The organism is Chitinibacter sp. GC72 (assembly GCF_009760905.1).
Lineage (GTDB): Bacteria > Pseudomonadota > Gammaproteobacteria > Burkholderiales > Chitinibacteraceae > Chitinibacter.
On the sequence record NZ_VIRW01000004.1, the window covers coordinates 275,225 to 296,496 of the forward strand.

The following is a 21,272-nucleotide window of genomic DNA, read 5'->3' on the forward strand; positions in this document are numbered from 1 at the left end:
CAAAATGGACAAAATCCGTAAAACCGAAACCGAGTGGCAATTGAAGCTCAGCCACGAAGCCTTTCGCGTGACCCGCCAGGCCGGAACCGAGCGCCCTTTTTCGGGCGAGCTGTATCGGGTGACGGCGGCAGGCGAATATCACTGCATTTGCTGCGATAGCCTGCTGTTCAAATCGGGGACAAAGTTTGATGCGGGTTGTGGTTGGCCAAGCTTCTGGCAGGAAGCCGAGCCGGGCAGTATCGAACGTCACCGCGATTTAAGCCACGGCATGATTCGTGAAGAAGTCCGTTGCGCGCGCTGCGACGCCCATCTGGGCCATGTTTTTCCTGATGGCCCCGAGCCCACGGGCGAGCGTTACTGCATTAATTCGGTGGCATTGCAGTTTTACCCGGAATGATGGGTATTGCCATGGAGGCCTTGTTCAGCAAGCTTTGCGTGGCAATACCTACTCGTAATCCGGAATGCCGTGCGCGCTAAGGATATAATCAAACTGGCTAAAATCCGTACCCTGCGCCAAAAAGGGTTGCAGCGCTTCCAGCCGGGCTTCGTCGAGTAAGTAGGATAGTTTCATTTCCGGGTCGGGCTTGTCCTGTTCGGCGGCAAACAGGCTAAACAGAAAATCCACAGGCAGCTCGTCGCTCAGTGGCAGTGTACCGACAAAGCCGCCCTCCATGCCTTTTTCCCAGACTTCCAATACGCGGATAATTTTCATGGTGCAGACCGGCTCAGATAAAAACGCGATTATCGCCACTGTGCCGTGCTACGTCCAGCTGCGCTCACCGCTGGCTCTTTAATCTGGCGCTTTGATGTGCCCTCAAAGACTGACGGTGATGGCCAACAGCAGGAGCAAGGCACTTTCGCTGATTTCAATCCCTGCCCCCAGGCAGTCACCCGTGACGCCGCCCAGTTTGCACTTGAGCCAGTAGCGATAAGCCACCATCACCAGCAGTGCTGCGCACAGCCACGGGCTAAGCCAGGCCGATAACGCCAGCAGCGCCAGCCACCAGAGCCAGCCCAGATAAGGTGTTTTTTGCCAGCCAAATTGCTCGGCCATACCGGGGGCGAGCGGTGCCAGGGTCTGCCAGCAATACACGCCGCTGCGTGCCCAGGCCGGCGCAAGTAGCAGCGCCGCCCATTGCTGCTCGCGTATGCAGATCATCAGCACGATCAGCTTGAGCGCCAATTGCATAATCAGGCTCAAGACCCCAAAGCTGCCCAGATGCGGGTCTTTCAATACCGCCAGAAAACGCGCGGGGTCGCGATGCGCAGCACCGAGCCCGTCGGATAAGTCAGCCAGACCATCCAGATGTAAGCCGCCCGTGACCCACACCCAGACGAGCAGCGCCACAATCGCGGCCAGCCAAGGCTCGTGGGCGAGAGTATAGGCAGGAATCAGTAGCAGTGCACCGATCAGGGCACCCACCGCTGGAAACCAGCCTACCGACTGCGCCAATAAGCGCGGCTCAAATTGCTTGATTTGCGGGGTTGGTAAGCGGGTCAGAAATTGAATGGCCAGTACCGGCAGGCGCCAATCGAACAGTGCACGCATCAGTCGGCTGCCAGCGTATTGGATAGCTCAAGCAGCATGGGTGGGTAGTGCTCATCCCACCACAGCGTGACCGCACCTGCCGTGGCGAGCCAGAATTGCTGGTGGCGCTCGGGCGGCAAATTAAACACCGCCAGCAAAATCGCCTTGATCGTGCCCTGATGCGCAATCAGTACACGATGCTCGGCCTCGCCTTGGGCAAACCAGCCATCCAGTGCCGCCAGCACGCGCTGCTGGAAATCATCCCAGCCTTCGCCATTCGGTAAAGGGTGTTGACGTGGATTGCGCTGCCAGCTGTCCCAATGGGTATGGTCATCAGGGCTCCATTCTGCCTTGGCTTTACCGTCAATACACCCCAGGTGTATTTCCTGAAAGCCATGGTCGAGGTGCAGCGGTACTTGCAGTTGCTGCGCGCAATCGAGGGCAAAATCCGCGCAGCGCGCCAAGGTCGAGCTGGCAATGGCATCAACGGGTTGCGCCGAGAGCATTTGCCAGCGGGTTTGCAGTTGCGCACGGCCCAGCTTGGAGAGGGGCGGGTTGCTCTGGCCGAAAATGGCCTCGTTGGCGCCCTCGGCTTCGCCGTGGCGGATCAGTGTCAAGCGGCAGGCCATCTTTACACCATCTTGGCCGCGGCAACGCCCGCTTCGGCAAAAGTGGCCATTTCAGCGTGCAGGGCCAGCGCGCTTTGCAGCAGTGGCACGCACAAGGCCGCACCGCTGGCTTCGCCCAGACGCAGGCCCAGATCGAGCATGGCTTGCAATTGCAGGGCATCGAGCGCCAGCTTGTGGCCTTGCTCTTGCGAAACATGGCTGGCCAGCAGCCAGTCGCCAACGGCCGGATTGTCTTTGACCGCTACCAGCGCTGCTGCTGTGGTGATAAAACCGTCGAGCAAGACTGGCACGCCCGCTTCGGCCGCGCCCGCGTAGAAGCCGGCGAGCGCGGCAATTTCAAAGCCGCCCACTTCGCGCAGCCAGTCCATTGCGCTATGCGCACCTGCGGCGCTGGCCCGCGCCAGCGCATCTTTGACCACCTGGATTTTTAATTCATGAGCCAGGGTATCAATCCCTGTGCCTCTGCCTACAATCTCTTCAGGGCCATACCCCGTTAAGGCGCAAATCAGCGCAGCCGCAGCCGTGGTATTGGCAATCCCCATTTCGCCGCCAATCAGCAGGTTTTTACCGGCCTTGGCCGCTTCAATGGCTGCGCCATAGCCTACTTGCCAGGCTTTGGTGCAGTCGGCTGCACTCATGGCCGGGCTATGGCGCAGATTGGCAGTGCCTTTGGCAATCGGCGTGCGGAACAGGCGGGCATTGCTTTGTGCGGGCATCGGGTATTCGGTGGCGACGCCAACGTCGATGACCGAGAGCGAAATCTGATGCTGGCGCGCCAGCACATTGATCGCTGCGCCACCGTTCATGAAATTGATCACCATCTGGGCGGTGACTTCGGCTGGAAACGCTGAAACGCCTTCGGCGGCAACGCCGTGATCGGCAGCAAAAATCGCCAGCTTGGGGTTCAGCCTGCTCGGTAGCGGGCTGGGCAGGCGTGCAGCAAACCAGATGGCCAGCTCTTCCAGTCGGCCCAGGCTACCCGCAGGTTTGGTGAGTTGTTGCTGGCGCTCGCGTGCGGCGTCGGCCAGAGAATGTTGTATTTGGGTCATGGTAGGCTGCTAGTCGGCAAAAAACGAATGGCCTGACTTTAGCCGTATGGCGGGGCTTGGGCAAATGGATTTTTTACGTCGGGCTTGCGTTCTCGTCTTCGACTTGATACAGGTGGATATGGTCGATTCCGGCTTTCATCGCGGCCTGTAGCGCCGTGTCGGCGGCCAGCAGCAGGTCTTCAATCGTTTCGGTTTCTTCATGCAGCGTGGCAATACCGATGGTGACCGAGATATTCAGCTGCTGCTGATCGGGCAGCACCACCGTGCTTTGTTTGACCTTATTGCGTAGCCGCTCGGCGACAACACATGCGCCATGCTGGTCGGTATTGGGCAGGATGAGCACTATTTCTTCACCAGAAAAACGTCCGGCCAGATCAAAGTCGCGGATCGACTCATTGGCGGCGCGTGCCACATGCTGCAAGGCCAGATCGCCCGCCTGATGACCGTGCTGATGATTGATTTTGGCGCAGTAATCCAGATCCACAATCATGGCCGATACTTTGCTATTGCTGCGCTGGGCGCGGTTGATTTCACTTTCGGCTAGCGCCATCAGGTGATGGCGATGATACAGGCCCGTCAGCTTGTCGTTCAGGCCGCTATTGAACAAATCCTGCCGCAATTGCCGGATGGTGTGCCATTGCCAGACAATCACAATCAATAATGCAATACCGAGAATAATCCACATGGGCCGCACCAGCTTGGGGTTTACCTTTTATCGTAGCAGGGCATTTGAAATCTGCAGTTTTGCGCGCGTATTGGCCGTGGCCGATTCAAGGCGCAAGCGCTGCCGCCAAGCGTATAAAGCATCAGCCAGCGACCAGCCAGCCTGTTAGAATATGCGAATGAAAAGTAAACCGACCGTACAGAAAATCCTGATTGTCCGCATGTCATCGATGGGCGATGTGATCCATCAATGGCCAGCGGTGACCGATCTGGCGCGCGCCTATCCCGAAGCGGTGATCGACTGGGTGGTGGAAGAAGGTTTTGCCGAGCTGCCCCGCTTGCATCCGGCCATCCGGCGGGTGATTCCGGTGGCCTTGCGTCGCTGGCGCAAATCGCTGCTGGCAACGCAGTCGCATCGCGAATGGCAAGCATTTAAAACCGAGTTGCTGGCCTGCCGTTATGATCTGGTGCTTGATGCGCAGGGGCTGATCAAAAGTGCGGCCATTGCCAGAATGGCGTGCGGCCCGGTGGCCGGATTTGACCGTCACTCGATCCGCGAGCCGTTGGCCAGTTTGGCGTATTGCCGTACCTATCCGGTGAGCAAGGCGCTGCACGCCATCGAGCGTAACCGCCAGCTGAGCGCCGCAGCGCTGGGCTACCGTGCCGAAGGCGCAATTGATTATGGACTACGGATGAGTGATCAGATCGAGAATCGGCCAGCACTGAGCTGGCTGCCCGATTCGCCGTATGTCGTCTGCCTGACGGCCACCAGCCGCGCCGATAAGGAATGGCCGGAGGCGCACTGGATTGTACTGGGGCAAAAATTGCTGGCACGCGGCGTGCGCCCGGTGTTTCCATGGGGCAGCACGGCTGAGCGCGAACGTGCCGAGCGTCTGGCCGCCGCATTGCCTGCGGCGATCGTCGCTCCCCGCCTGAGTTTAACCGATGCCGCCACCTTGCTGGCGGGTAGCACGATGGTGGTGGGCGTTGATACCGGGTTGGTGCATCTGGCTGCAGCAGTCGCCGTGCCAACCATCGCGATTTTTTGCGCCTCCGATCCGCTCTTGACCGGTATCCGGGCGAGCAGCTACGCGGTCAATCTGGGGCAACGTGGTGCTGCGCCCGGTGTTGAGGCGGTGTGGGATGCCATGCTGGCTGGCTGGCCGGCCGGATCAAACACACTATGAGCGCCTGGCTGGCACGCGCCTGCTACCGCGTTCTGCTGTGGCTGGTTTTTCCGCTGGTCTGGCTGTATCTGCTAAAACGCAGCCGCAAGCAGCCTGAATACCGGAATCACTGGGGCGAACGCTTAGGGTATTATCCGCTAGAGCAATCTGGAAAAGATTTTCAGGGCAATACCTGTCCTGTTTGGGTGCATGCCGTTTCGGTTGGCGAAATGCGCGCAGCGCAAAGCATTGTGCTGGCCTTGCACCAGCAATACCCGCAACGCCCCTTGCTGCTGACCTGCATGACGCCCACCGGGCGTGCCACCGCGCAGGATTTGTTTGGCGCAGCATCAGGCATTCATGCCCGCGTGGTGTTTCTTCCCTACGACTATCCTGCCGCTATCCGGCGTTTTTTGCGCACGTTCAAGCCCTGCCTGGGCTTGATTATCGACACCGAAATCTGGCCGCATTGCATCGCCGAATGCCAGCAGGCAGGGGTGCCACTGGTGCTGGCCAATGCGCGCCTGTCGCAAAAATCGCTCAATGGCTATTTGAAACTGGCCCCGCTGTTTCGCTGGGCCTTGCCCAAGCTGGCTGGTGTTTACGCCCAAACCCGCGCAGATGCCGAGCGTTTAACGCAATTGGGTGCACAGCACGTGCAGGTGATGGGGAATGTTAAATTTGACAACCAGCTTGACCCATTATTGATCGAGCGCGGGCAAGGCTGGAAAAGCGCACTGGCACGCAAAACCATGCTTCTGGCCTCCAGTCGCGATGGCGAAGAGGCGCTGGTGCTGCAGGCTTTGCAAGATCGGCTGTCAGACACGCTGCTGATGATCGTCCCGCGTCACCCGCAGCGCTTTGATGCTGTTGCGGCGCTAATCGAGTCAATGGGCTTGAGCTATGTGCGCCGAAGCCAGTGGCAGGGTGAAGCCATTACAGCCTCAGTGCTGCTGGGCGACACTATGGGCGAAATGGCCGCGTGGTATAGCGCCGCCGATGTCACCATGATGGGCGGCTCTTTGCTCAAATATGGTAGCCAGAATCTGATCGAAGCCGCCGCTTGCGGCTGCCCGGTGCTGATCGGCCCATCGACTTTCAATTTTGCACAGGCCTCGCTCGAAGCCATCGCCGCCGGGGCGGCCTGGCAAGGCGATGACGCCAGCGCGGTGTGTCGCGAAGCCCTGGCGGTGCTGGATGATCCAGCGCGGCGTAGTGCAATGGGACAGGCTGGGGTGGCCTTCAGTCAGGCGCATCGCGGCGCAACGGCAACGCTGCTGCGGCATGTGCAAGTCTGGCTTGATCAGGCCACATAAATGCGCTGGTTTTCTCCTTTGGAAAGCCCCTTTCATCTCATACGCTGAACTGTACAAATGGCCTCTTTGGAACACATTGAAAACTGGCGTTGGCGCCTGATTGATTTGGCAAGTATGCAGGCACAGAACGATGGCGCGCATGATCTGAATCATTTGCACCGTGTCTGGCAGAACGCGCAGGTGCTGCTCAAAGAGCATGCCGAGGCAGATGTACTGATTGTGCTGGCGGCTTGCAATCTGCACGATCTGGTCAATATGCCAAAGAACGATCCGCAGCGGCATCTGGCCTCGCGTCTGGCCGCCGCCAAGGCATGCGAGTTATTGCCGCCGCTGGGTTTTCCAGCCGATCAACTCCCAGCGCTAGTGCATGCGATCGAAGCACATAGCTTTTCGGCGGGTATCACGGCACAGACCATTGAAGCCCGAATCGTGCAGGATGCCGACCGGCTGGATGCCTTGGGTGCGGTTGGGCTAGCGCGGCTGTATTACACCGCAGGAAGGATGGGGAGCGCGCTGGCGCATCCGAATGATCCGCAGGCGCTTGGGCGCGAAATGGATGATAAGGCCTACGCGCTGGATCACATCGAAGTGAAGCTGGCGACATTGCCCGCCACCATGAGCACCGCGGCAGGCCGCAAACTGGGCGAGCAGCGCCTGCGCTGGTTGCGCGAGTTTCGCGATACTTTTATTGCCGAGTGGGGCGCTGCAGCCCCTGAATCAGTCTAGCGTAGCATCAGCTCTTACTGCGTCATTTTGGCCAGCACGCCCAATACCTGCTTGAACCCGGCTTCGGCCTCCTGGCCGCATTCGGCAAATACCCTGTCCAGTATTGCCCGCTGAGCGCCTGACAGTGCTTCTTCCAGCGCTATACCCTCATCGCTTAAAGCCAGACATTTAACCCGCTTATCAATTTCGGATGGTGTGGCGCAAATGAGCCCGGCTTCCTGTAGCTGGCGCAGCGGCACATTCAGCGCCTGCTTGCTCACGCCCAGCTTGGCGAGCAATTGGTTGACCGATAGCCCCCCTTGGCGGCCGACAAAATACAAGATTCGGTGATGGACCCGGGCCAGCCCCCGCTGCGCCAGAATCGCGTCTGGCTGCGCGGTAAAGCCTTTGTAGCCATAAAACAGCAGCTCCAGTGCGCAATTGAGTTCGTATTCGGTATGCGATGCACCGGGGTGATCGGCGGTAATGTCAACCATATTGACGTATTTCCTGTTTGCGTTAATATAGGTCTATACTGTTGACCTATTTGGTGCCATGATGTTTGCTCAACGTATTGATCGCTTGAAACCTTCGCTGGTGCGGGAAATTTTAGCCGCTGCGCAAGCTCCCGGTGTAATTTCTTTTGCTGGTGGCCTGCCCGCAGCAGAAACCTTGTTCCAGCCCGATTTCTCACACAGCCGGATTCCAGATTCGATCTGGCAGTACGGCCCCTCCGAGGGCGAGCCTGCTTTGCGCGAGCTGGTGGCCGCGCGTGTGCGGGCCATGGGCTTGCCGTGTCAGGCCTCGCAGGTGCTGATTCTGAATGGCTCGCAACAAGGGATTGATCTGGTGGCCAAGCTATGGATAGACGATGGCACCCCGGTGTTGTGTGAGTCGCCCACCTATCTGGCCGCTTTGCAGGCCTTTGAGCTGTTTGGCGCTCATTGCCAAGCGGCAGAGCAGGACGAGATAGGGCTCAAGCCGGAGGGCATTGCCGCCAGTGCAGCGCAGTTTGTCTATTTAATCCCCACTTTCCAAAACCCGACTGGTGCTTGTTATGACGCGCAGCGTCGGCAGCAGCTGGCCGCAGCGCTAGATGCGCAGGGCATGCCAGTGTTTGAAGATGATCCGTATCGCGATCTGGCTTTCGATGGCGCTGCCCCCGCGCCGTTGGTCTCGCACCTGCAATCGGCGCAGTGGATTTATCAGGGCTCGTTTTCAAAAACGCTGGCGCCCGGATTACGGCTGGGCTATCTGATTGCCCACCCGGAGCTGATTGTGCCGCTGACCCGGCTCAAGCAGGCTGCCGATCTGCATAGCAATCGCCTGAGTCAGCATATCGTGACCCAAGTTTTGCACAGCGGAGAGCTCGACGCGCATGTGGCCCGCATTTTGCCGATTTACCGTCAGAAGCGCGATGTGATGGATCAGACGCTAAGGCACTATCTGGGCAACAAAGCCAGCTGGCAGCAACCGGCCGGTGGCTTGTTTTTCTGGTTGACGCTCAATCAGCACTGCGACACGCTGGCGCTGATGCAGCAGGCACTGGCGCAAGGGCTGGCGATCATGCCGGGAACGCCGTTTTACCCGGCCGGATCGGCACAGCGCAGCACGCTGCGGCTGAATTTCAGCCACAGCACGCTAGCGCAAATTGAGGATGGAGTGCGGCGGCTGGCCAATTTGCTTGAATCGGCCTAGGCAGGTTTTGACTGGGTTAAGGTTTACTGATTTTTGAAAATCGCTTCGATCGCCTGCTCGCCGTTGTAGGCTGCGCCACGGTGCCCGGAGCGGCGCAGGGCGTTGGCCCATTCTTCCACGATGGGTTTAAGCTCTTCAATTGAGCGGACACTGCTGAGCATGATGGCGAGCTTGTCTTCCCAGTTTTGCCCCAGAAACTCATGCGTGACCGACAAAATCACTTTACGGGCTTCATTCAACTGAAAGCTATTGTTGCGCGGCGGAGGCGGGGCGATGGTAGTGGGGCCGGAAAACTGGATTTGCTCTAGCACTTGCTGTTGGTGATTGTTGCGGCTGATAAATCCGGCATCGAGCAGCTTTTTCAGATTGGCGAGCACTTCTTGTCCCGGCAGCATGGCCACCAGCATGGCCGAGCTGCGCTGACCATCGATCATAAACAAGAGTTGACGTTCTTTTTGCCCAATCGCGCCGCTGCGGGTTTGCAATTCCTGCACCCCTGCGCTGGTTTTGGTGTAAACGAGTTCGTCCATGTGAACCACCTTTTGCCTTGGCTAGTCGCTAATGTATAAGTGAATTCTGATGTAACTGCAATAGTTTGACTACATTGTGAGCATAATCACACAGTGTTTTTGTGCGCCGTTTGTCGCTTAAGTTGCTGATCAGTAATGGAAAAATGAATTGACTACTGCTGCGCGCCGGGCTGTTTACGCCGTTTTCCGGGATGTTCAGAATGATCCCAAAGGGGTATATGTCTCAAGGCTAAATAAATAAAAACTCAGCAAGCGATACGGGCAGGGGTATCAGCGACGAGATTGCAGAATCTGCAGACCCAGGCCCAGCATGATCAGCGCTGTGCCTGCCAGCTCGTGCCATTGCACGGTTTCGTGATTGAGCCAGTGTCCCAGCCACAAAGAGCTGGCGGGGGTGATGAGCGAAATCAGCGCAACGCTGATCGGGCGACATTCGCGAATCAGCCAGTAGTACAGGCTAAACGCCAGCACCGAGCCAATGCTGGCCAGATAAATCAGCGCACCCAGCGCCCGCCCCGGCAGCGCCGCTGGCAAAGGCGCGCTGGAAATGAGCCAGAAAGCCGTGCTCAGGCCTGCGCACACCAGCAGCGCGCCGGCGTTGACGCTGAGTGCCGATTGCGTGCTGGCATACCGTTTGAGCAACACCGCCGCGCCCGATTGCAAAGTCATGCCCAGCAACAAGACCGCCATGCCGGGCAGGCCAGCCGGGCTTAGATTGAGGTGCTGGCTGAAAATAATCGCCAGCCCGCTCAGGCTGAGCAGGATCGCCAGCCATTCGGCACGGCGTAGCGGGCTGTCTAGCCAGCGGGCGGCAAATAAGCCGGTGGCCAGCGGGGCCAGACCAAACAGTACGGCGATCAGGCCGGAGGCGATAAACTGCGCAGCCCAGAATGAGCACAGCATCGACAGCGCGGTGGCGATGCCGGCAATTGCGTAAGCGCGGCAATGCGCACGATCCAGCGGCAAGCTCTGCTTGCGCCAGAGCAGCAACAATAGCCCCAGCATAGCCGCCAGATCAAAGCGCACCATCAGCGCCAGGGTAAAGGGGATGCCGCTCACCCCCCATTTAATCGCCAGTGCCGTGGTCGACCAGATGACAATCAGCAGGGCATATCCACTGGCTAGGCTGGATTTCATCGTTTGCGCATCAGACGTTTGAGCTCGCGCAGCGGATCGGTTTTGGGTGGCAAATCCCTGACTGAAAAGATGCGTTTGATCTGCCGGTTTTGCCAGCTGAAGACATCCACCGTCAGATAGCCGCCGCTGCCCGCGCTGCGGCTGACCACCACCACTTCACTGTTGCCATCGCCGTCGGCATCGGTATTGAGTACGCGCTCTATGCTGCCGTCGCGCGGATAGATTTGCCCGGCGATAAAATCATCCAGCGGAAAATCGGGATTGCTGCCGCCATACAGCCGGATGCTGTAGCTGCCGGTGCTGCGTGGCTCGTTATCGCCCTCGGCCACCTGAATGACGCTGCGATTATCAGGCAGCGGTAGTTGCTGCACAAAGCGCGTTTCCAGCGCCATGCAATGCAGAGAGAGGCTGAGCAGCAGTAGAGGGGCTATTTGGACGATTTGAATTTTTTGGACTATCTGGACTATCTGCATAGGGCGCTCAGAGTAAGGGGTGAGGCGTTGATGGCAAGGCAGCCGCTATGCCCGGTGGCGATCAGCGCAATCCATGCGGTCAGCGCCAGCAGCTCGCCTGCGGTTTCAAGATAATCATTGGGCGCGGTAGCAGTGGTAGTGGGTGCAGGCAGAAAACGGCGGCTCAGCTGGGCTATCGACTGCTGATACGCCGCCGGGCTGCCATCGCAGGCAAGGCGAACGGCGTCGGCAGGCTGACTGGTTTCCAGCGCCGCCAGCGTCAAGCTGCCGCTGTGCGCCGTGATATGGCGGTTTAGCTCGGTCAATGCACGCTGGCATTCGCTGCTTATGGTTTCAAGCGCGTAGCTTGATGGGCTTGCCAGCAGCAAGATGGTCAGCAGGTATTTCATCCTGCCAGGCTCCAGAGCATTTTGCTGGCCAGCACAATCAGCAGGGCAGCAAAGCATTTTTTCAGTGTTGCCACCGGCAGGCGGTGTGCCGCTGCCGCGCCCAGCTTGGCCATTGGAAAACTGGCGAGCACAATGGCAAGTAGTGCAGGTATATAGACGTAGCCCAATGAATACAATGGTAAGCGGGCAATACCCATGCCGCTGTAAATATAGCCAGCGGCACCAGCCAGGGCGATTGGAATGCCGATGGCCGATGAAGTGCCAATGGCTGTTTTCATCGGCACATTGCAGGCGCTCATCATCGGCACCGATAGCGAGCCGCCGCCGATACCCACCCAGCTTGACACCAGCCCGATCACGCTGCCACTGCCCGCCAACCCCAGCGCTGCGGGTAGCTGGCGCGATGGCTTGGGTTTCAGGTCAAGCAGCATTTGCCCCGCGACCAGATAGGCAAAAATAATAAAGATCCACTGCAGCGCCTGCGTTGAAATCAGCGCGGCAATCTGCGCGCCAGCAAAGGTACCCAGCACAATGCCCGGCGTGATTGAGCGCACAATATCCCAGCGTACCGCGCCCTTGGCGTGATGCCCGCGTGCACTGGCTGCGCCGGTGAAAATGATTGTCGCCAGGCTGGTTCCCAGCGCTAGATGCTGCAGCAATTCGCTGGCAAACCCGGCCTGATGAAACACCAGCAGCAGCGCAGGCACAATCACCAGCCCGCCGCCGACGCCCAGTAGCCCGGCCAGAAACCCCGCGATCAGCCCGACGCCCAGGCAGGCCAGCAAAATGGCCATCATGCCAGCAGATCCTGAATAAACGTCCACTCGGCCTCGCTCACCGGCGTGATCGACAGCCGAGAGCCTTTTTGCAACACCAGCATATTCGCCAGCTCGGGGTATTGCCGCATCTCACTTAAGGACAACAGCCGCGTTTGGCGCACAAAGCCCACATCCCGCTGTATCCAGCGCGGTTTTTCTGGGCTGGCTTTGGGGTCAAAATATGTGGATTCGGGGTCAAATTGCGTCGGATCAGGGTAGGGCTCGCTAATAATGCGCGCAAACCCGGCAATGCCCGGCTCGGCACACGATGAATGATAAAACAGCACGCCATCGCCCACCTGCTGGGTATCTCGCATAAAGTTGCGTGCCTGATAGTTTCTGACGCCATACCACCCCACCGTACCTCGCAAGGCCAGATCGGTAATCGCAACATCATCAGGTTCGGATTTCATCAGCCAGTATTGCATTCTGTTTAGTCCGTAATTTCGATGCGGCAGCCATCGGGATCCAAAATAACACTTTCGTAATAGCCATCGCCGGTGCGGCGTGGCTCACTGGCAATGGTGTAACCATCACTGCGCAGCCGCTCGGTGAGCGTGTCCACCGCCTCGGCCGAGCCTGTGCTGATCGCCAGATGAGTCAGGCCGATCTGCTGCTGGCCGGGTGCTTGTGTGGGCAATTCCAGCGTGCTGCTGTGCATGAGCTCCAGCTGGCCGCCTTGGCCAAAATCTAAAAAGCACGAGCGAAAGCCTTTGGCCGGATTGTGATAATTCGCCCCGGCGCTGGCACCGAAATAGTGGCAGTAAAAATGCTTGCTGCGTTCAAGATCGCGGCTCCAGAGGCCCAGATGAGCAATGTGCATGGTAAGTCCTTGTGCCGTGAAACAAACGTCTAATCTGCCCAGCCCGCCTGCCAAAGTCAAGGCCGCGATATAATCGGCGCCGACCAATGACTGCTGAACCCGCCATGACCCAGCCTGAATTATTGCAACTGATTTTTGATAGCCACCGCCGCCTGCTCGGGCGCGAGCTGGCTCCGTCCGATTTTTCGCCTGCGCAGGCCGCCGCCTGGCTGCAGCATGATGCGCCATTTTGCGTGCTGGCGCACGAAGCCAGCGCTGATCCGCGCTTTATCTTTGCCAACGACACCGCCTTGCGTTGTTTTGAATATCAGGCCAGCGAGCTGATCGGCCTGCCTTCGCGGCTGTCTGCCGAAGCGCCCAATCGCGAAGAGCGCCAGCAATTACTCGATGCGGTGAGCAAACAGGGCTATGCCAGCGGCTATCGCGGCCTGCGGATTGCCAAATCCGGGCGGCGGTTCTGGATCAAGGATGTTACGGTCTGGAATCTGCTGGATGCTGCAGGCGTTTGCCATGGACAGGCGGCCGTGTATGCCGCCTGGGAAGACGCCTGATTGATGGGTCTAGCGCTGCAGCTGGGCTACGCCAAGCAATCTGGCCAGCTCGCCCGATTGCCGCATACGCTGCAAGCCCTGATTGAATTGCTGTAGTAGCCAGTCGCTTTGCGCTGTTTTCCGGCTTAGCATCAGGTGCATGTTTTCGCTATGTACAGGCAGCGGATCATGCCGTAGCTCGGTGCGGGCGCGAGCGGGTAATGTGGTCGCGATCAGATGACGGCAGACAATCGCTTCGCAAGGAAAAGCATCAATGCGTTGGATATAGAGCTTGGCCAGATTCTGCGCGTCGCTATTGGCCTGATCCACCGTAAAAAAACCTTGCTCCTGCAGGCTGCGCCAGCGTGCGCCGTAGTTATAACCATTGCTCACGCCCACCCGGGCATTGCGTAGCGAATCGGTTTGCCGCCATGAGCGTGCCTGCTGGCGGTGGTAAAACAGCACGGTTTGGCTGCGGTACACCGGCTGACTAAGCAGAAAATCGCGCTGGCGCTCCGGGTTGCTGCTCCACAGCAGCGTGCCATGATATTGCCCCTGTTTGGTCGCTTCGAGTGCACGCCGCCACGGCATAAATGCGTAGTTGACCGTAATGCCCTGATGGGCAAAGGCGCGGCTGACAATCTGGCTGCCATAGCCATGCCCCGGCAGTTTCTGCCCCAGAATCGGCGGCCATTCACCATTGGCCAGCGTAATTTGCAACGCCGCAGCATGGGTGCTGAGTAGCGCAAATATGATGGATGCTGAAAGCTTTGTATAAGAATTTGGCATGACACCACTGTAGAGTTTGCCGTTTGGCACGTCAATTCGGGGTATCCGTATGCTGCAGATTGGCGACGAGCCCCGCATCAGCCAGCTCGGCGCTACAGAAGCACACGAAGTCCAGCTAGTGGGGGCTGAGCCAGGCTTATCTGGGCATCACGGTGGAGCTGGGAATCGACATCAATCAATCCCGGTCAAGGATAAAGCTTGAATACTACAAAGATTTGAATCATGGTTTTTCGCTCAGGCAGAGACCCAGGATCGAGCAATCGGGCAGGCAGAGCGTTGGTGGTCTCGCCTATCCACCATGTTTGGCTCGCCTTTAAGCCAATCAGCCGCCAATCAGCAACCCATCCGCAGCTATAAACCCGTAAAATAGCGCTTTGTTTTGCAACGCTCACTGCCGGTCTTGTCATGTCCATTATTCTGTCTACGCTCAACGCCCGTTACACGCATGCCTCGCTGGGGCTGCGCTATTTGCTGGCCAATATGGGCGAGCTGCAAGGCGAAACCGAGATTATGGAGTTCGTGATTGGCGGTAAAACCACCGAGTTTGCCGAGCGGCTGTTGGCGAGAAAGCCCAAAATCATCGGCTTTGGTGTGTATATCTGGAATGTCGAGGAAACCGCGCGCCTCGTCGCCTTGCTCAAGCGCGTTGCGCCTGAGGTCAAAATTATCCTCGGCGGCCCCGAAGTTTCATATGAAAGCGCTGAACAGGCGATTGTCAAAGAAGCCGATTTTGTTATTACCGGCTGGGGTGAAATCACCTTGCCCGATTTGTGCCGCCAGATCATCAACGGCCCGCAGCCGCTGATGAAAATCCACGCTGGCGTGCAGGCGAAATTGGCCGATTTGGCATTGCCGTATCAGCTCTATACCGACGAAGACATTAAAAACCGCACGCTGTATGTCGAGGCATCGCGCGGCTGTCCGTTCAAGTGCGAGTTCTGTTTATCGGCGCTTGATAAAACGGCGTGGCCGTTCGAGCTGACGCGATTTCTAGACGAGATGGAAACGCTGTATCAGCGCGGCGCGCGATTATTCAAGTTTGTTGACCGCACGTTTAATCTGAATATCAACACCAGTTTGCAGATTATGCAGTTTTTTCTCGACAAGATCGCCGCATATCCCGACGATCCAGTTTTTGCGCATTTTGAAGTCGTTCCCGATCATTTGCCCGAAGCGCTGCGCGAGGGGATTATGAAATTCCCGGCCGGCGCGCTGCAATTTGAAATCGGCATTCAGAGTTTCAACCCCGAGGTGCAAACGCTGGTCAGCCGCAAACAAAATAACGACAAAGCCGCCGATAATATCCGTTGGCTGGTCGACCACACGCAGGCGCATTTGCACGTCGATTTGATCGCTGGTTTGCCGGGTGAAACGGTGGAAAGTTTCGGCGCGGGTTTTGACGCGCTCTACGCGCTGCGCCCGCACGAGATTCAATTCGGCATTTTGAAACGGCTGCGCGGCACGCCCATCATCCGCCACACCGACGAATTTGCGATGATGTACGACCCCTTCCCGCCGTACACAATTCTGGCTAACCGCGACATCGACTTTACGACGATGCAGCGCCTGGTGCGCTTTGCGCGCTATTGGGATTTGGTCGCCAATTCGGGGCGTTTTGCGAACACTTTACCTGTTCTTCTTGGGTCAAGCCCCTTTACCCAATTTATGGCGTTCGCTGACTGGCTGTACGCCAATACCGATGCAACACACCGTATTGCTCTGGATCGCTTAGCCAAATTGGTCTGCATGTGGTTACAGGGGCAGGGTATGCCATTAGAGGAAGCGCAAGCGTTGTTAGAGAGCGATTACGCGGGCAAGCAGCCGAAGGTAAACGACGAGAAAAAATCGGCCGCGCTGCAGCGCCAAGCGGTGCGTTTGGCGGCTTAGGTGCTAAAGCAAAAGTTCCCACGCTGCGTTGTCTCGCCTTGCTGTACTCGCTGTACTATCTGCGGCTTCGACGCCTTGCGGGGAAACTTTTGCGTATTGACTTAAACATGAAATAAACGTGGAAAGAATAGACCGTGGAATTACTGAATATTGATTGCTTAGGCAAACCCTTGCGACTGGAAGGCAACTTTGCCGGTTGGCAGCGGTTGTTCTGGGATAACACGCTGGTGGCCGAGCAGGCCGCGAGTGCTGGGCGGGATGGCGCGAGCGCGCTGCAATTTGTCCTAACGCACGAGGGCGATACCGAGCAGCAAGTGGCGGTGCGGCTGGAAACACAACTGAGCTGGCAGCCGTTTAGCCTGCGCTATCGCCTACTGATTAATGAGCAAACCACCGCCGAAGGCCAGCGCGATACGCACGATATCGAGCGCCAGGTGCCCACCGTGCAGCCAGTCAAAGCCGCAGGCAAACTCAATCTGCTGGGGCTGGGCGCGCTGGCGCTCAAATTGCTCAAAAGCGCCAAGATGATCAAAGTCGCCCTCGCAGGCGCGAGCGTGGCGGCGTATTCGTGGCTGTTTTCCTTTGAATTTGCGCTCGCGCTGATCGCCTGTCTGGTGTTTCACGAGTACGGCCATGTGCGGGCGATGAAATACTTTGGTATGAAAACCAAGGGGATTTTTCTGATTCCGTTTATGGGCGGGCTGGCGCTGTCGGATGAGAAAATCAACACGCGCTGGCAAGACGTCGTGATCTCGATTATGGGGCCGACCTTTGGCCTGTTGATGTCGCTGCTGGCGATGCTGGCCTACTGGATCACCGATATGCCGTTTTTTGCCGGTCTGGCGACGTTTAACGCGCTGCTTAATCTGTTCAACTTACTGCCGATTTTGCCGCTCGATGGCGGGCATATTTTAAAAAGCATCAGCTTTTCGATGAATAGCATCGTCGGCCTGATCGCCTGCATCATCGGCGCTGCGCTTGGCGTTGCGGTCAGCTACGCTTTTGGGCTGGCGCTGCTGGGCTTTTTATTGCTGATCGGCAGCCTGGAAATTGTGTTTGAATGGCGAAGCCGCTACCAAAGCCATTTGCTGCCGCTCGATCGCTACGGGCAGGTGTTTTCCTTGGTGTGGTATGTCCTTACCGTGGGCGCTTTGATCGGCATCATCTGGTATTTTGCTGGCCTGGGCGACCAGATGCTGAGCATGCCGTTGCAAATTTTGCGTAGCTAATCGGCTAGGCAAATAATTCGTGCCGCGCTCGTTCGGTGACGGCAATCACGGCGGGGTGGCGCAGCTGGCGCTGGACTGAAATGGCGTAAAACTGCTCTTTGAGCTCGCTAATTTCCCCGCGTAGCGCCACCTGATATTCCTTGCAGATGCTCTGCGCCAGCACAGTGGGCACGACAAAAAAGCCTGCGCCCGCTTTGCCAAAGGCTTTAAGCAGAGCGCCATCGTCAAATTCGGCCACAATCCGTGGCCGGATATGTGCGCGTTCCAGCCAGGCCTCCAGCCGTGGGCGTATCACCGCGTCGGCACCGGGCAGCAAAAATGGCGCGCCATCCAGCGCCAGTGGAAAATCCCCCGCCCACTGGCTGCAGAGTGCTTTCGAGCCCAAAACACTGAGCGTGCTCTCGCCCAGCAGATGATTAAAGCCACGGATATTGGCCTCGGGCGGCAGCGCTCGGTCGGCCAAGACCAGATCAAGCTTGTGCGTGGCCAGATCACCCAGCAAATTGAGCAGCCGCCCTTCGCGGCAAATCAGCCGCGAGGGATAGTCCAGCTGCAACGCCGGTTGCAGCAGCTCAAAGGCCACCGTTTTGGGCACCATATCCCCGATGCCGACACGAAATTCCTGCGCCACGCCTTGCGGGCCGTGGGCAATCGCTTCTTGTAGCTCTTCGCCAATGCTGAACATTTCATCGGCATAGCTTTGCACCAGCCGCCCCATATCAGTCAGCGCCAGCTGGCGGCCGTCGCGGCGAAACAGCGGGCTGCCGATTTGTTCCTCCAGCGCTTTTAATTGGCCGCTGATCGCTTGTGGCGTTAGAAACAGCCGCTCGCTGGCGCGGATGACGCCACCTGATTTACAGACAATCCAGAAATAATACAAATGCTTGTAATTCAAGGCCTGCATGGTGGCTATTGTTCCAAAAAACTGAATATAAAACCAAGAATATACGATTTTTATTTCATTTTCAGCCGGTTTATATTGGCCGTGTTGTCTAACTGGAGCCGGATCATGAAAATCGAAATCAAAAGTCAAAACCTTGCGCTTACCGAAAATCTGCAGCGGCATATTGCCCGCCAGATCGAATTTGGGCTGGGGCGGCTCGCTAGCCATATCCGCAAAGTCACCGTGCGCCTGAGCGATATTAATGGCCCGCGCGGCGGGGTGGATCAGCATTGCCAGCTGGTGATCAGCCTAGAGCAGATCCCCGATGTGGTGATCGAAGACGTAGCCAGCGATCTGATTTTTGCAATCAATCGTGCCGCAGATCGGGCTAGCCGCACGGTGAGCCGCAAAATCCGCCAAAGCCGTGGCTTTGCTCCGCACATGCAGCCGAGCTACTAATCAGCCTTCACGCTTCTATGCCTTTCTGCCGGAGAACCACCATGCGCCGTTATGCCATCAATAGCCATGAAGCAATTTGCCGTTTACTTGCGCTGTCACTGCTGTCGGACGGCGGCCTTGATCAGTCGGAGTATCAAGCCTTGCGCGAGAGCAAGGTCTTGCACCGCTTGGGAATTAGTGATGCGACCTTACACCGCGTGATGCAGGACATGTGCGATGACCTGCTGCTGTATGCCAATGGTTTGGGTCAGCTGGAGCTGGATGATGCGCTGATTGATCAGCTGCTGGCCGAAATCGACGAGCCCCTGCTGCAAATGAGTGTGCTGCGCGCGATGCTGGGGATTGTCGACGCCGATGGCTGGCTGGCCGATGGTGAGGCGGTACTGATTTCACGGGCGATGGCGTGCTGGCAATACGACTGGTATGCGCTGCAACCGATACCGACTTATGCGCAGATGGCGCGCAATGTGGTGCGAAGTTGATGGGGGTATTGCCCCGTAGACCAATCAAGGAGTGAAGATAATGGAGATACTGGCCAGTGTATGGTTGGGTCAGCCGATTTGGTTGTGGCTGACTTTTGTGGCCATTGTGCTGGCGCTACTGGCTTTTGATCTAGGTGTGCTACACAAGGAAGACCATGAAATTGGCATGCGCGAAAGCTTGCAGCTATCGGCCTTCTATATCATGGCCGGCCTGTTGTTTGGCGGCTGGGTGTGGTGGTATTTGGGTTCGGTATACGGGATGCAGTATTTCACCGGCTTCTTAATCGAGAAAAGCCTGTCGCTGGATAATGTGTTTGTGATCTCGCTGATCTTCACCTACTTTGCGGTGCCCCGGATTTATCAGCACCGGGTGTTGTTCTGGGGCATCTTGGGGGTGATTGTGCTGCGGGCCATGATGATCGGCTTGGGCGCAACGCTGGTGGCGCAATACTACTGGACGCTGTATGTCTTTGCGGTGTTTCTGATCTTTACCGGCCTCAAAATGCTGTTTGCCGGTGAGCAAACCACCGACTTGGCCAATAACCCGCTGCTGGGTTTCCTGCGCCGCCGGATGCGGGTGACCGAAGAGCTACACGGCCAGCGTTTCTTTGTCCGTGCGCCAGTGGCACCGGGCAGCTACAAGCAGGTATGGTGGGCAACGCCCTTATTTCTGGCGCTGTGTATGGTCGAATTGGTTGACCTGGTGTTTGCGGTCGATAGTGTGCCGGCAATTTTTGCCATCACTACCGATCCATTCATCGTCTACACCTCGAACATCTTTGCGATTTTAGGTTTGCGCGCGCTGTACTTTGCGCTGGCGGCGGTGATTCATCGCTTCCACTACTTGAAATACGCTCTGGCGCTGGTGCTGGTGTTTATCGGCTCGAAGATCTTCCTGGGCGACTTTGTGTTCGATGGCAAAGTACCCGCAGTCTTGTCCTTGGCCGTGACCTTTGGCCTGCTCGCTGCTGGGGTGTTGTTCTCGCTGTGGAAAACCCGCAAAGACGCAAGGCCGGCGCATTGAGTTGATCGAACTGGAGCCCACAAAACGCCCACCTGAATTGGTGGGCGTTTTGCGCTGGTGAAATAGGATTCAATTTATCCCGCACACTTGGCAATTTCACCACTGCAAAAAGCGCAATGGTGCTCGGATGAGTGGGCTGGGTTAGACTGTAGGGAGGCTGTAATAGGCCAGAAGCGGAAACTGATTGACCTAATGAATTACATAAATCACTTCGCTCTACTAATAGGAAGCGAACATGCCAATCGTTATATCAGCAGACGCACAGGCGAAGGGTGAAATCTATGCTCATCTCTTCGAAAATGTAGCCTATGGAATAGAGCGCGATGTTTACTGGTCAATCACAATTCCATGCGCATCAATTAAATGGAGTGGTGAAGAATGGGAAACCGCTTTAACTTGTGAATGGCTGCAGTGGCCAATACAGAACTGGGTTCTGCTAAATGGCGCGAATATTGGCTTGGCGACCAACCCAAGTATTGTTGAATGCTCTTTTTATCTCACCGAACATATTCCAGTAGCAATAAAAGACATCACGCTCACACGGATAGATGATTCAACACATTTTGTTGTTGGCATATCGGGGCAAATGGAACTGGAAGGTTTTGGTGAGCTTGATGGCATCTCACAGTTCACTATCCACAGCGAAGTCGTTTTTCAGGGAGTGGCTGTAGTTCCTGACAATCTATTTCCCAAACCAGTAACTGAGGCAGATGCTACAAACGTACTTTCAAGTTTTATTAATGTAGACAATCTCAATGCACCAATTTGGGATAAGTTTCGTTATCTGTTTACCCCCCACGAACTACTTAAATAATTTGCTAAGTAGTTCCTTGCAACTAATTGGAATGAATTTTGCTTCAAAATAGGCTCTTCATAGGAGCCAAGCTTGAAACGTAATCTTTTAGGTCAACCACTCACGCCCGATGAAATCGTCATGTTAGAGAGCATGGCGCAACAGCATCATCACGCCAATTTTCGCCCACGCGCCTTGGGTTTATTGGCTTTGCACGAAGGAGAGTCGCCCAAGACCGTGAGCAAAATATTACGCATGAGCGAACAAATGGT

At 56.9% G+C, this 21,272-nt stretch carries 27 protein-coding genes; 12 read left to right on the plus strand and 15 right to left on the minus strand.

The annotated features are described in order from the left end of the window. Nucleotides 1–4 precede the first annotated feature (4 nt). Nucleotides 5–397 carry a peptide-methionine (R)-S-oxide reductase MsrB gene (msrB, locus tag FLS37_RS06195; RefSeq protein ID WP_157315079.1) on the plus strand — a complete coding sequence of 131 codons (393 nt, stop codon included), beginning with the start codon at nt 5–7 and terminating at the stop codon, nt 395–397. 48 nt (nt 398–445) lie between these two features. Here msrB and FLS37_RS06200 read toward each other — a convergent pair whose 3' ends face one another. The 5 genes from FLS37_RS06200 to FLS37_RS06220 form a co-directional block, all read right to left on the minus strand. Next, a complete protein-coding gene (locus FLS37_RS06200) occupies nt 446–712 on the minus strand; it encodes a hypothetical protein (RefSeq protein WP_157315080.1) in 267 nt (88 codons plus the stop codon). 102 nt (nt 713–814) lie between these two features. Then, the gene (gene cobS, locus FLS37_RS06205; protein WP_157315081.1) at nt 815–1,549 is read right to left on the minus strand and encodes an adenosylcobinamide-GDP ribazoletransferase; all 735 of its coding nucleotides are present in this window, start codon (nt 1,547–1,549) and stop codon (nt 815–817) included. Then, nucleotides 1,549–2,157 carry a histidine phosphatase family protein gene (locus tag FLS37_RS06210; protein WP_157315082.1) on the minus strand — a complete coding sequence of 203 codons (609 nt, stop codon included), beginning with the start codon at nt 2,155–2,157 and terminating at the stop codon, nt 1,549–1,551. The genes cobS and FLS37_RS06210 overlap by 1 nt, the downstream gene beginning before the upstream one ends. A 2-nt stretch (nt 2,158–2,159) precedes the next feature. After that, nucleotides 2,160–3,206 (minus strand): nicotinate-nucleotide--dimethylbenzimidazole phosphoribosyltransferase, encoded by a 1,047-nt coding sequence (gene cobT / locus FLS37_RS06215; RefSeq protein WP_157315083.1) that lies wholly within the window; start codon nt 3,204–3,206, stop codon nt 2,160–2,162. Between the two features lie 73 nt (nt 3,207–3,279). After that, on the minus strand, nt 3,280–3,891 hold the full coding sequence (locus tag FLS37_RS06220; protein WP_157315084.1) for a diguanylate cyclase: 612 nt from the start codon (nt 3,889–3,891) through the stop codon (nt 3,280–3,282). Nucleotides 3,892–4,048: 157 nt separating this feature from the next. Between FLS37_RS06220 and waaC the strand changes: the two genes are divergently transcribed. Genes waaC through FLS37_RS06235 form a run of 3 tightly spaced genes read left to right on the plus strand, consistent with a single transcriptional unit; the run spans nt 4,049 to nt 7,077 of the window. After that, nucleotides 4,049–5,056 carry a lipopolysaccharide heptosyltransferase I gene (waaC, locus tag FLS37_RS06225; protein WP_157315085.1) on the plus strand — a complete coding sequence of 336 codons (1,008 nt, stop codon included), beginning with the start codon at nt 4,049–4,051 and terminating at the stop codon, nt 5,054–5,056. Further along, a complete protein-coding gene (waaA, locus tag FLS37_RS06230; RefSeq protein WP_157315086.1) occupies nt 5,053–6,351 on the plus strand; it encodes a lipid IV(A) 3-deoxy-D-manno-octulosonic acid transferase in 1,299 nt (432 codons plus the stop codon). The genes waaC and waaA overlap by 4 nt, the downstream gene beginning before the upstream one ends. A gap of 57 nt (nt 6,352–6,408) precedes the next feature. Then, nucleotides 6,409–7,077 (plus strand): HD domain-containing protein, encoded by a 669-nt coding sequence (locus tag FLS37_RS06235; RefSeq protein ID WP_157315087.1) that lies wholly within the window; start codon nt 6,409–6,411, stop codon nt 7,075–7,077. Nucleotides 7,078–7,091: 14 nt separating this feature from the next. Here FLS37_RS06235 and FLS37_RS06240 read toward each other — a convergent pair whose 3' ends face one another. Next, a complete protein-coding gene (locus tag FLS37_RS06240; protein WP_157315088.1) occupies nt 7,092–7,553 on the minus strand; it encodes a MarR family winged helix-turn-helix transcriptional regulator in 462 nt (153 codons plus the stop codon). Between the two features lie 58 nt (nt 7,554–7,611). On the opposite strand from FLS37_RS06240, the gene FLS37_RS06245 reads away from it, so the two are divergent. After that, nucleotides 7,612–8,754 (plus strand): PLP-dependent aminotransferase family protein, encoded by a 1,143-nt coding sequence (locus FLS37_RS06245; RefSeq protein ID WP_232522515.1) that lies wholly within the window; start codon nt 7,612–7,614, stop codon nt 8,752–8,754. 23 nt (nt 8,755–8,777) lie between these two features. On the opposite strand, the gene FLS37_RS06250 is transcribed toward FLS37_RS06245, so the two are convergent. The 7 genes from FLS37_RS06250 to FLS37_RS06280 all read right to left on the minus strand — a co-directional run bounded on the left by FLS37_RS06250 (nt 8,778) and on the right by FLS37_RS06280 (nt 12,924). Further along, a complete protein-coding gene (locus tag FLS37_RS06250; protein ID WP_157315089.1) occupies nt 8,778–9,284 on the minus strand; it encodes a hypothetical protein in 507 nt (168 codons plus the stop codon). Between the two features lie 270 nt (nt 9,285–9,554). After that, nucleotides 9,555–10,421, minus strand: coding sequence for a DMT family transporter (locus FLS37_RS06255; protein WP_157315090.1), 867 nt, complete (start codon nt 10,419–10,421; stop codon nt 9,555–9,557). Continuing rightward, complete coding sequence (locus FLS37_RS06260; protein ID WP_157315091.1) at nt 10,418–10,813, minus strand: PliI family lysozyme inhibitor of I-type lysozyme; 396 nt, start codon at nt 10,811–10,813, stop codon at nt 10,418–10,420. The genes FLS37_RS06255 and FLS37_RS06260 overlap by 4 nt, the downstream gene beginning before the upstream one ends. A gap of 71 nt (nt 10,814–10,884) precedes the next feature. Then, nucleotides 10,885–11,283 (minus strand): hypothetical protein, encoded by a 399-nt coding sequence (locus FLS37_RS06265; protein WP_157315092.1) that lies wholly within the window; start codon nt 11,281–11,283, stop codon nt 10,885–10,887. After that, entirely contained in the window at nt 11,280–12,080 is an 801-nt protein-coding gene (locus tag FLS37_RS06270; protein ID WP_157315093.1) for a sulfite exporter TauE/SafE family protein, read from the minus strand. Before FLS37_RS06270 ends, FLS37_RS06265 begins: the two co-directional genes overlap by 4 nt. Next, on the minus strand, nt 12,077–12,514 hold the full coding sequence (locus tag FLS37_RS06275; protein WP_232522516.1) for an EVE domain-containing protein: 438 nt from the start codon (nt 12,512–12,514) through the stop codon (nt 12,077–12,079). Before FLS37_RS06275 ends, FLS37_RS06270 begins: the two co-directional genes overlap by 4 nt. A 20-nt stretch (nt 12,515–12,534) precedes the next feature. Continuing rightward, the gene (locus tag FLS37_RS06280; protein ID WP_157315095.1) at nt 12,535–12,924 is read right to left on the minus strand and encodes a VOC family protein; all 390 of its coding nucleotides are present in this window, start codon (nt 12,922–12,924) and stop codon (nt 12,535–12,537) included. A gap of 86 nt (nt 12,925–13,010) precedes the next feature. Here FLS37_RS06280 and FLS37_RS06285 point away from each other — a divergent pair, with 86 nt between their 5' ends. Continuing rightward, the gene (locus FLS37_RS06285) at nt 13,011–13,475 is read left to right on the plus strand and encodes an MEKHLA domain-containing protein (RefSeq protein WP_157315096.1); all 465 of its coding nucleotides are present in this window, start codon (nt 13,011–13,013) and stop codon (nt 13,473–13,475) included. A 9-nt stretch (nt 13,476–13,484) separates the two neighbouring features. Here FLS37_RS06285 and FLS37_RS06290 read toward each other — a convergent pair whose 3' ends face one another. Continuing rightward, the gene (locus FLS37_RS06290) at nt 13,485–14,243 is read right to left on the minus strand and encodes an ABC transporter substrate-binding protein (protein ID WP_157315097.1); all 759 of its coding nucleotides are present in this window, start codon (nt 14,241–14,243) and stop codon (nt 13,485–13,487) included. 405 nt (nt 14,244–14,648) lie between these two features. On the opposite strand from FLS37_RS06290, the gene FLS37_RS06295 reads away from it, so the two are divergent. Both FLS37_RS06295 and FLS37_RS06300 read left to right on the plus strand, forming a co-directional pair. Beyond that, nucleotides 14,649–16,130, plus strand: a complete 1,482-nt coding sequence (locus FLS37_RS06295; RefSeq protein ID WP_157315098.1) for a B12-binding domain-containing radical SAM protein — start codon at nt 14,649–14,651, stop codon at nt 16,128–16,130. 134 nt (nt 16,131–16,264) lie between these two features. After that, entirely contained in the window at nt 16,265–17,359 is a 1,095-nt protein-coding gene (locus FLS37_RS06300) for a site-2 protease family protein (RefSeq protein WP_157315099.1), read from the plus strand. Nucleotides 17,360–17,363: 4 nt separating this feature from the next. On the opposite strand, the gene nhaR is transcribed toward FLS37_RS06300, so the two are convergent. After that, nucleotides 17,364–18,263: a transcriptional activator NhaR gene (gene nhaR, locus FLS37_RS06305; protein ID WP_157315100.1), complete on the minus strand. Its 900-nt coding sequence runs from the start codon at nt 18,261–18,263 to the stop codon at nt 17,364–17,366. A gap of 105 nt (nt 18,264–18,368) precedes the next feature. Here nhaR and FLS37_RS06310 point away from each other — a divergent pair, with 105 nt between their 5' ends. From FLS37_RS06310 to FLS37_RS06325, 4 genes are all read left to right on the plus strand, one after another. After that, entirely contained in the window at nt 18,369–18,701 is a 333-nt protein-coding gene (locus tag FLS37_RS06310) for an HPF/RaiA family ribosome-associated protein (protein WP_157315101.1), read from the plus strand. Between the two features lie 41 nt (nt 18,702–18,742). After that, on the plus strand, nt 18,743–19,183 hold the full coding sequence (locus FLS37_RS06315; protein ID WP_157315102.1) for a hypothetical protein: 441 nt from the start codon (nt 18,743–18,745) through the stop codon (nt 19,181–19,183). A 40-nt stretch (nt 19,184–19,223) separates the two neighbouring features. Next, complete coding sequence (locus tag FLS37_RS06320; protein ID WP_157315103.1) at nt 19,224–20,207, plus strand: TerC family protein; 984 nt, start codon at nt 19,224–19,226, stop codon at nt 20,205–20,207. A 235-nt stretch (nt 20,208–20,442) separates the two neighbouring features. Further along, nucleotides 20,443–21,021 (plus strand): hypothetical protein, encoded by a 579-nt coding sequence (locus FLS37_RS06325; RefSeq protein WP_157315104.1) that lies wholly within the window; start codon nt 20,443–20,445, stop codon nt 21,019–21,021. Nucleotides 21,022–21,272 lie beyond the last annotated feature (251 nt).

Excerpts from the sequence above, each read along its gene's own strand:
- FLS37_RS06250 (WP_157315089.1), bottom strand. The coding sequence starts at position 9,284 with ATGGACGAACTCGTTTACACCAAAACCAGCGCAGGGGTGCAGGAATTG.
- waaC (WP_157315085.1), top strand. The coding sequence starts at position 4,049 with ATGAAAAGTAAACCGACCGTACAGAAAATCCTGATTGTCCGCATGTCA.
- FLS37_RS06315 (WP_157315102.1), top strand. The coding sequence starts at position 18,743 with ATGCGCCGTTATGCCATCAATAGCCATGAAGCAATTTGCCGTTTACTT.
- FLS37_RS06240 (WP_157315088.1), bottom strand. The coding sequence starts at position 7,553 with ATGGTTGACATTACCGCCGATCACCCCGGTGCATCGCATACCGAATAC.
- FLS37_RS06275 (WP_232522516.1), bottom strand. The coding sequence starts at position 12,514 with ATGAAATCCGAACCTGATGATGTTGCGATTACCGATCTGGCCTTGCGA.
- FLS37_RS06255 (WP_157315090.1), bottom strand. The coding sequence starts at position 10,421 with ATGAAATCCAGCCTAGCCAGTGGATATGCCCTGCTGATTGTCATCTGG.
- cobS (WP_157315081.1), bottom strand. The coding sequence starts at position 1,549 with ATGCGTGCACTGTTCGATTGGCGCCTGCCGGTACTGGCCATTCAATTT.
- waaA (WP_157315086.1), top strand. The coding sequence starts at position 5,053 with ATGAGCGCCTGGCTGGCACGCGCCTGCTACCGCGTTCTGCTGTGGCTG.
- FLS37_RS06260 (WP_157315091.1), bottom strand. The coding sequence starts at position 10,813 with ATGGCGCTGGAAACGCGCTTTGTGCAGCAACTACCGCTGCCTGATAAT.
- FLS37_RS06270 (WP_157315093.1), bottom strand. The coding sequence starts at position 12,080 with ATGATGGCCATTTTGCTGGCCTGCCTGGGCGTCGGGCTGATCGCGGGG.
- FLS37_RS06320 (WP_157315103.1), top strand. The coding sequence starts at position 19,224 with ATGGAGATACTGGCCAGTGTATGGTTGGGTCAGCCGATTTGGTTGTGG.
- FLS37_RS06310 (WP_157315101.1), top strand. The coding sequence starts at position 18,369 with ATGAAAATCGAAATCAAAAGTCAAAACCTTGCGCTTACCGAAAATCTG.
- FLS37_RS06245 (WP_232522515.1), top strand. The coding sequence starts at position 7,612 with ATGATGTTTGCTCAACGTATTGATCGCTTGAAACCTTCGCTGGTGCGG.
- FLS37_RS06220 (WP_157315084.1), bottom strand. The coding sequence starts at position 3,891 with ATGTGGATTATTCTCGGTATTGCATTATTGATTGTGATTGTCTGGCAA.
- FLS37_RS06285 (WP_157315096.1), top strand. The coding sequence starts at position 13,011 with ATGACTGCTGAACCCGCCATGACCCAGCCTGAATTATTGCAACTGATT.
- FLS37_RS06290 (WP_157315097.1), bottom strand. The coding sequence starts at position 14,243 with ATGCCAAATTCTTATACAAAGCTTTCAGCATCCATCATATTTGCGCTA.
- FLS37_RS06265 (WP_157315092.1), bottom strand. The coding sequence starts at position 11,283 with ATGAAATACCTGCTGACCATCTTGCTGCTGGCAAGCCCATCAAGCTAC.
- msrB (WP_157315079.1), top strand. The coding sequence starts at position 5 with ATGGACAAAATCCGTAAAACCGAAACCGAGTGGCAATTGAAGCTCAGC.
- FLS37_RS06200 (WP_157315080.1), bottom strand. The coding sequence starts at position 712 with ATGAAAATTATCCGCGTATTGGAAGTCTGGGAAAAAGGCATGGAGGGC.
- FLS37_RS06325 (WP_157315104.1), top strand. The coding sequence starts at position 20,443 with ATGCCAATCGTTATATCAGCAGACGCACAGGCGAAGGGTGAAATCTAT.
- FLS37_RS06280 (WP_157315095.1), bottom strand. The coding sequence starts at position 12,924 with ATGCACATTGCTCATCTGGGCCTCTGGAGCCGCGATCTTGAACGCAGC.
- nhaR (WP_157315100.1), bottom strand. The coding sequence starts at position 18,263 with ATGCAGGCCTTGAATTACAAGCATTTGTATTATTTCTGGATTGTCTGT.
- FLS37_RS06235 (WP_157315087.1), top strand. The coding sequence starts at position 6,409 with ATGGCCTCTTTGGAACACATTGAAAACTGGCGTTGGCGCCTGATTGAT.
- FLS37_RS06295 (WP_157315098.1), top strand. The coding sequence starts at position 14,649 with ATGTCCATTATTCTGTCTACGCTCAACGCCCGTTACACGCATGCCTCG.
- cobT (WP_157315083.1), bottom strand. The coding sequence starts at position 3,206 with ATGACCCAAATACAACATTCTCTGGCCGACGCCGCACGCGAGCGCCAG.
- FLS37_RS06210 (WP_157315082.1), bottom strand. The coding sequence starts at position 2,157 with ATGGCCTGCCGCTTGACACTGATCCGCCACGGCGAAGCCGAGGGCGCC.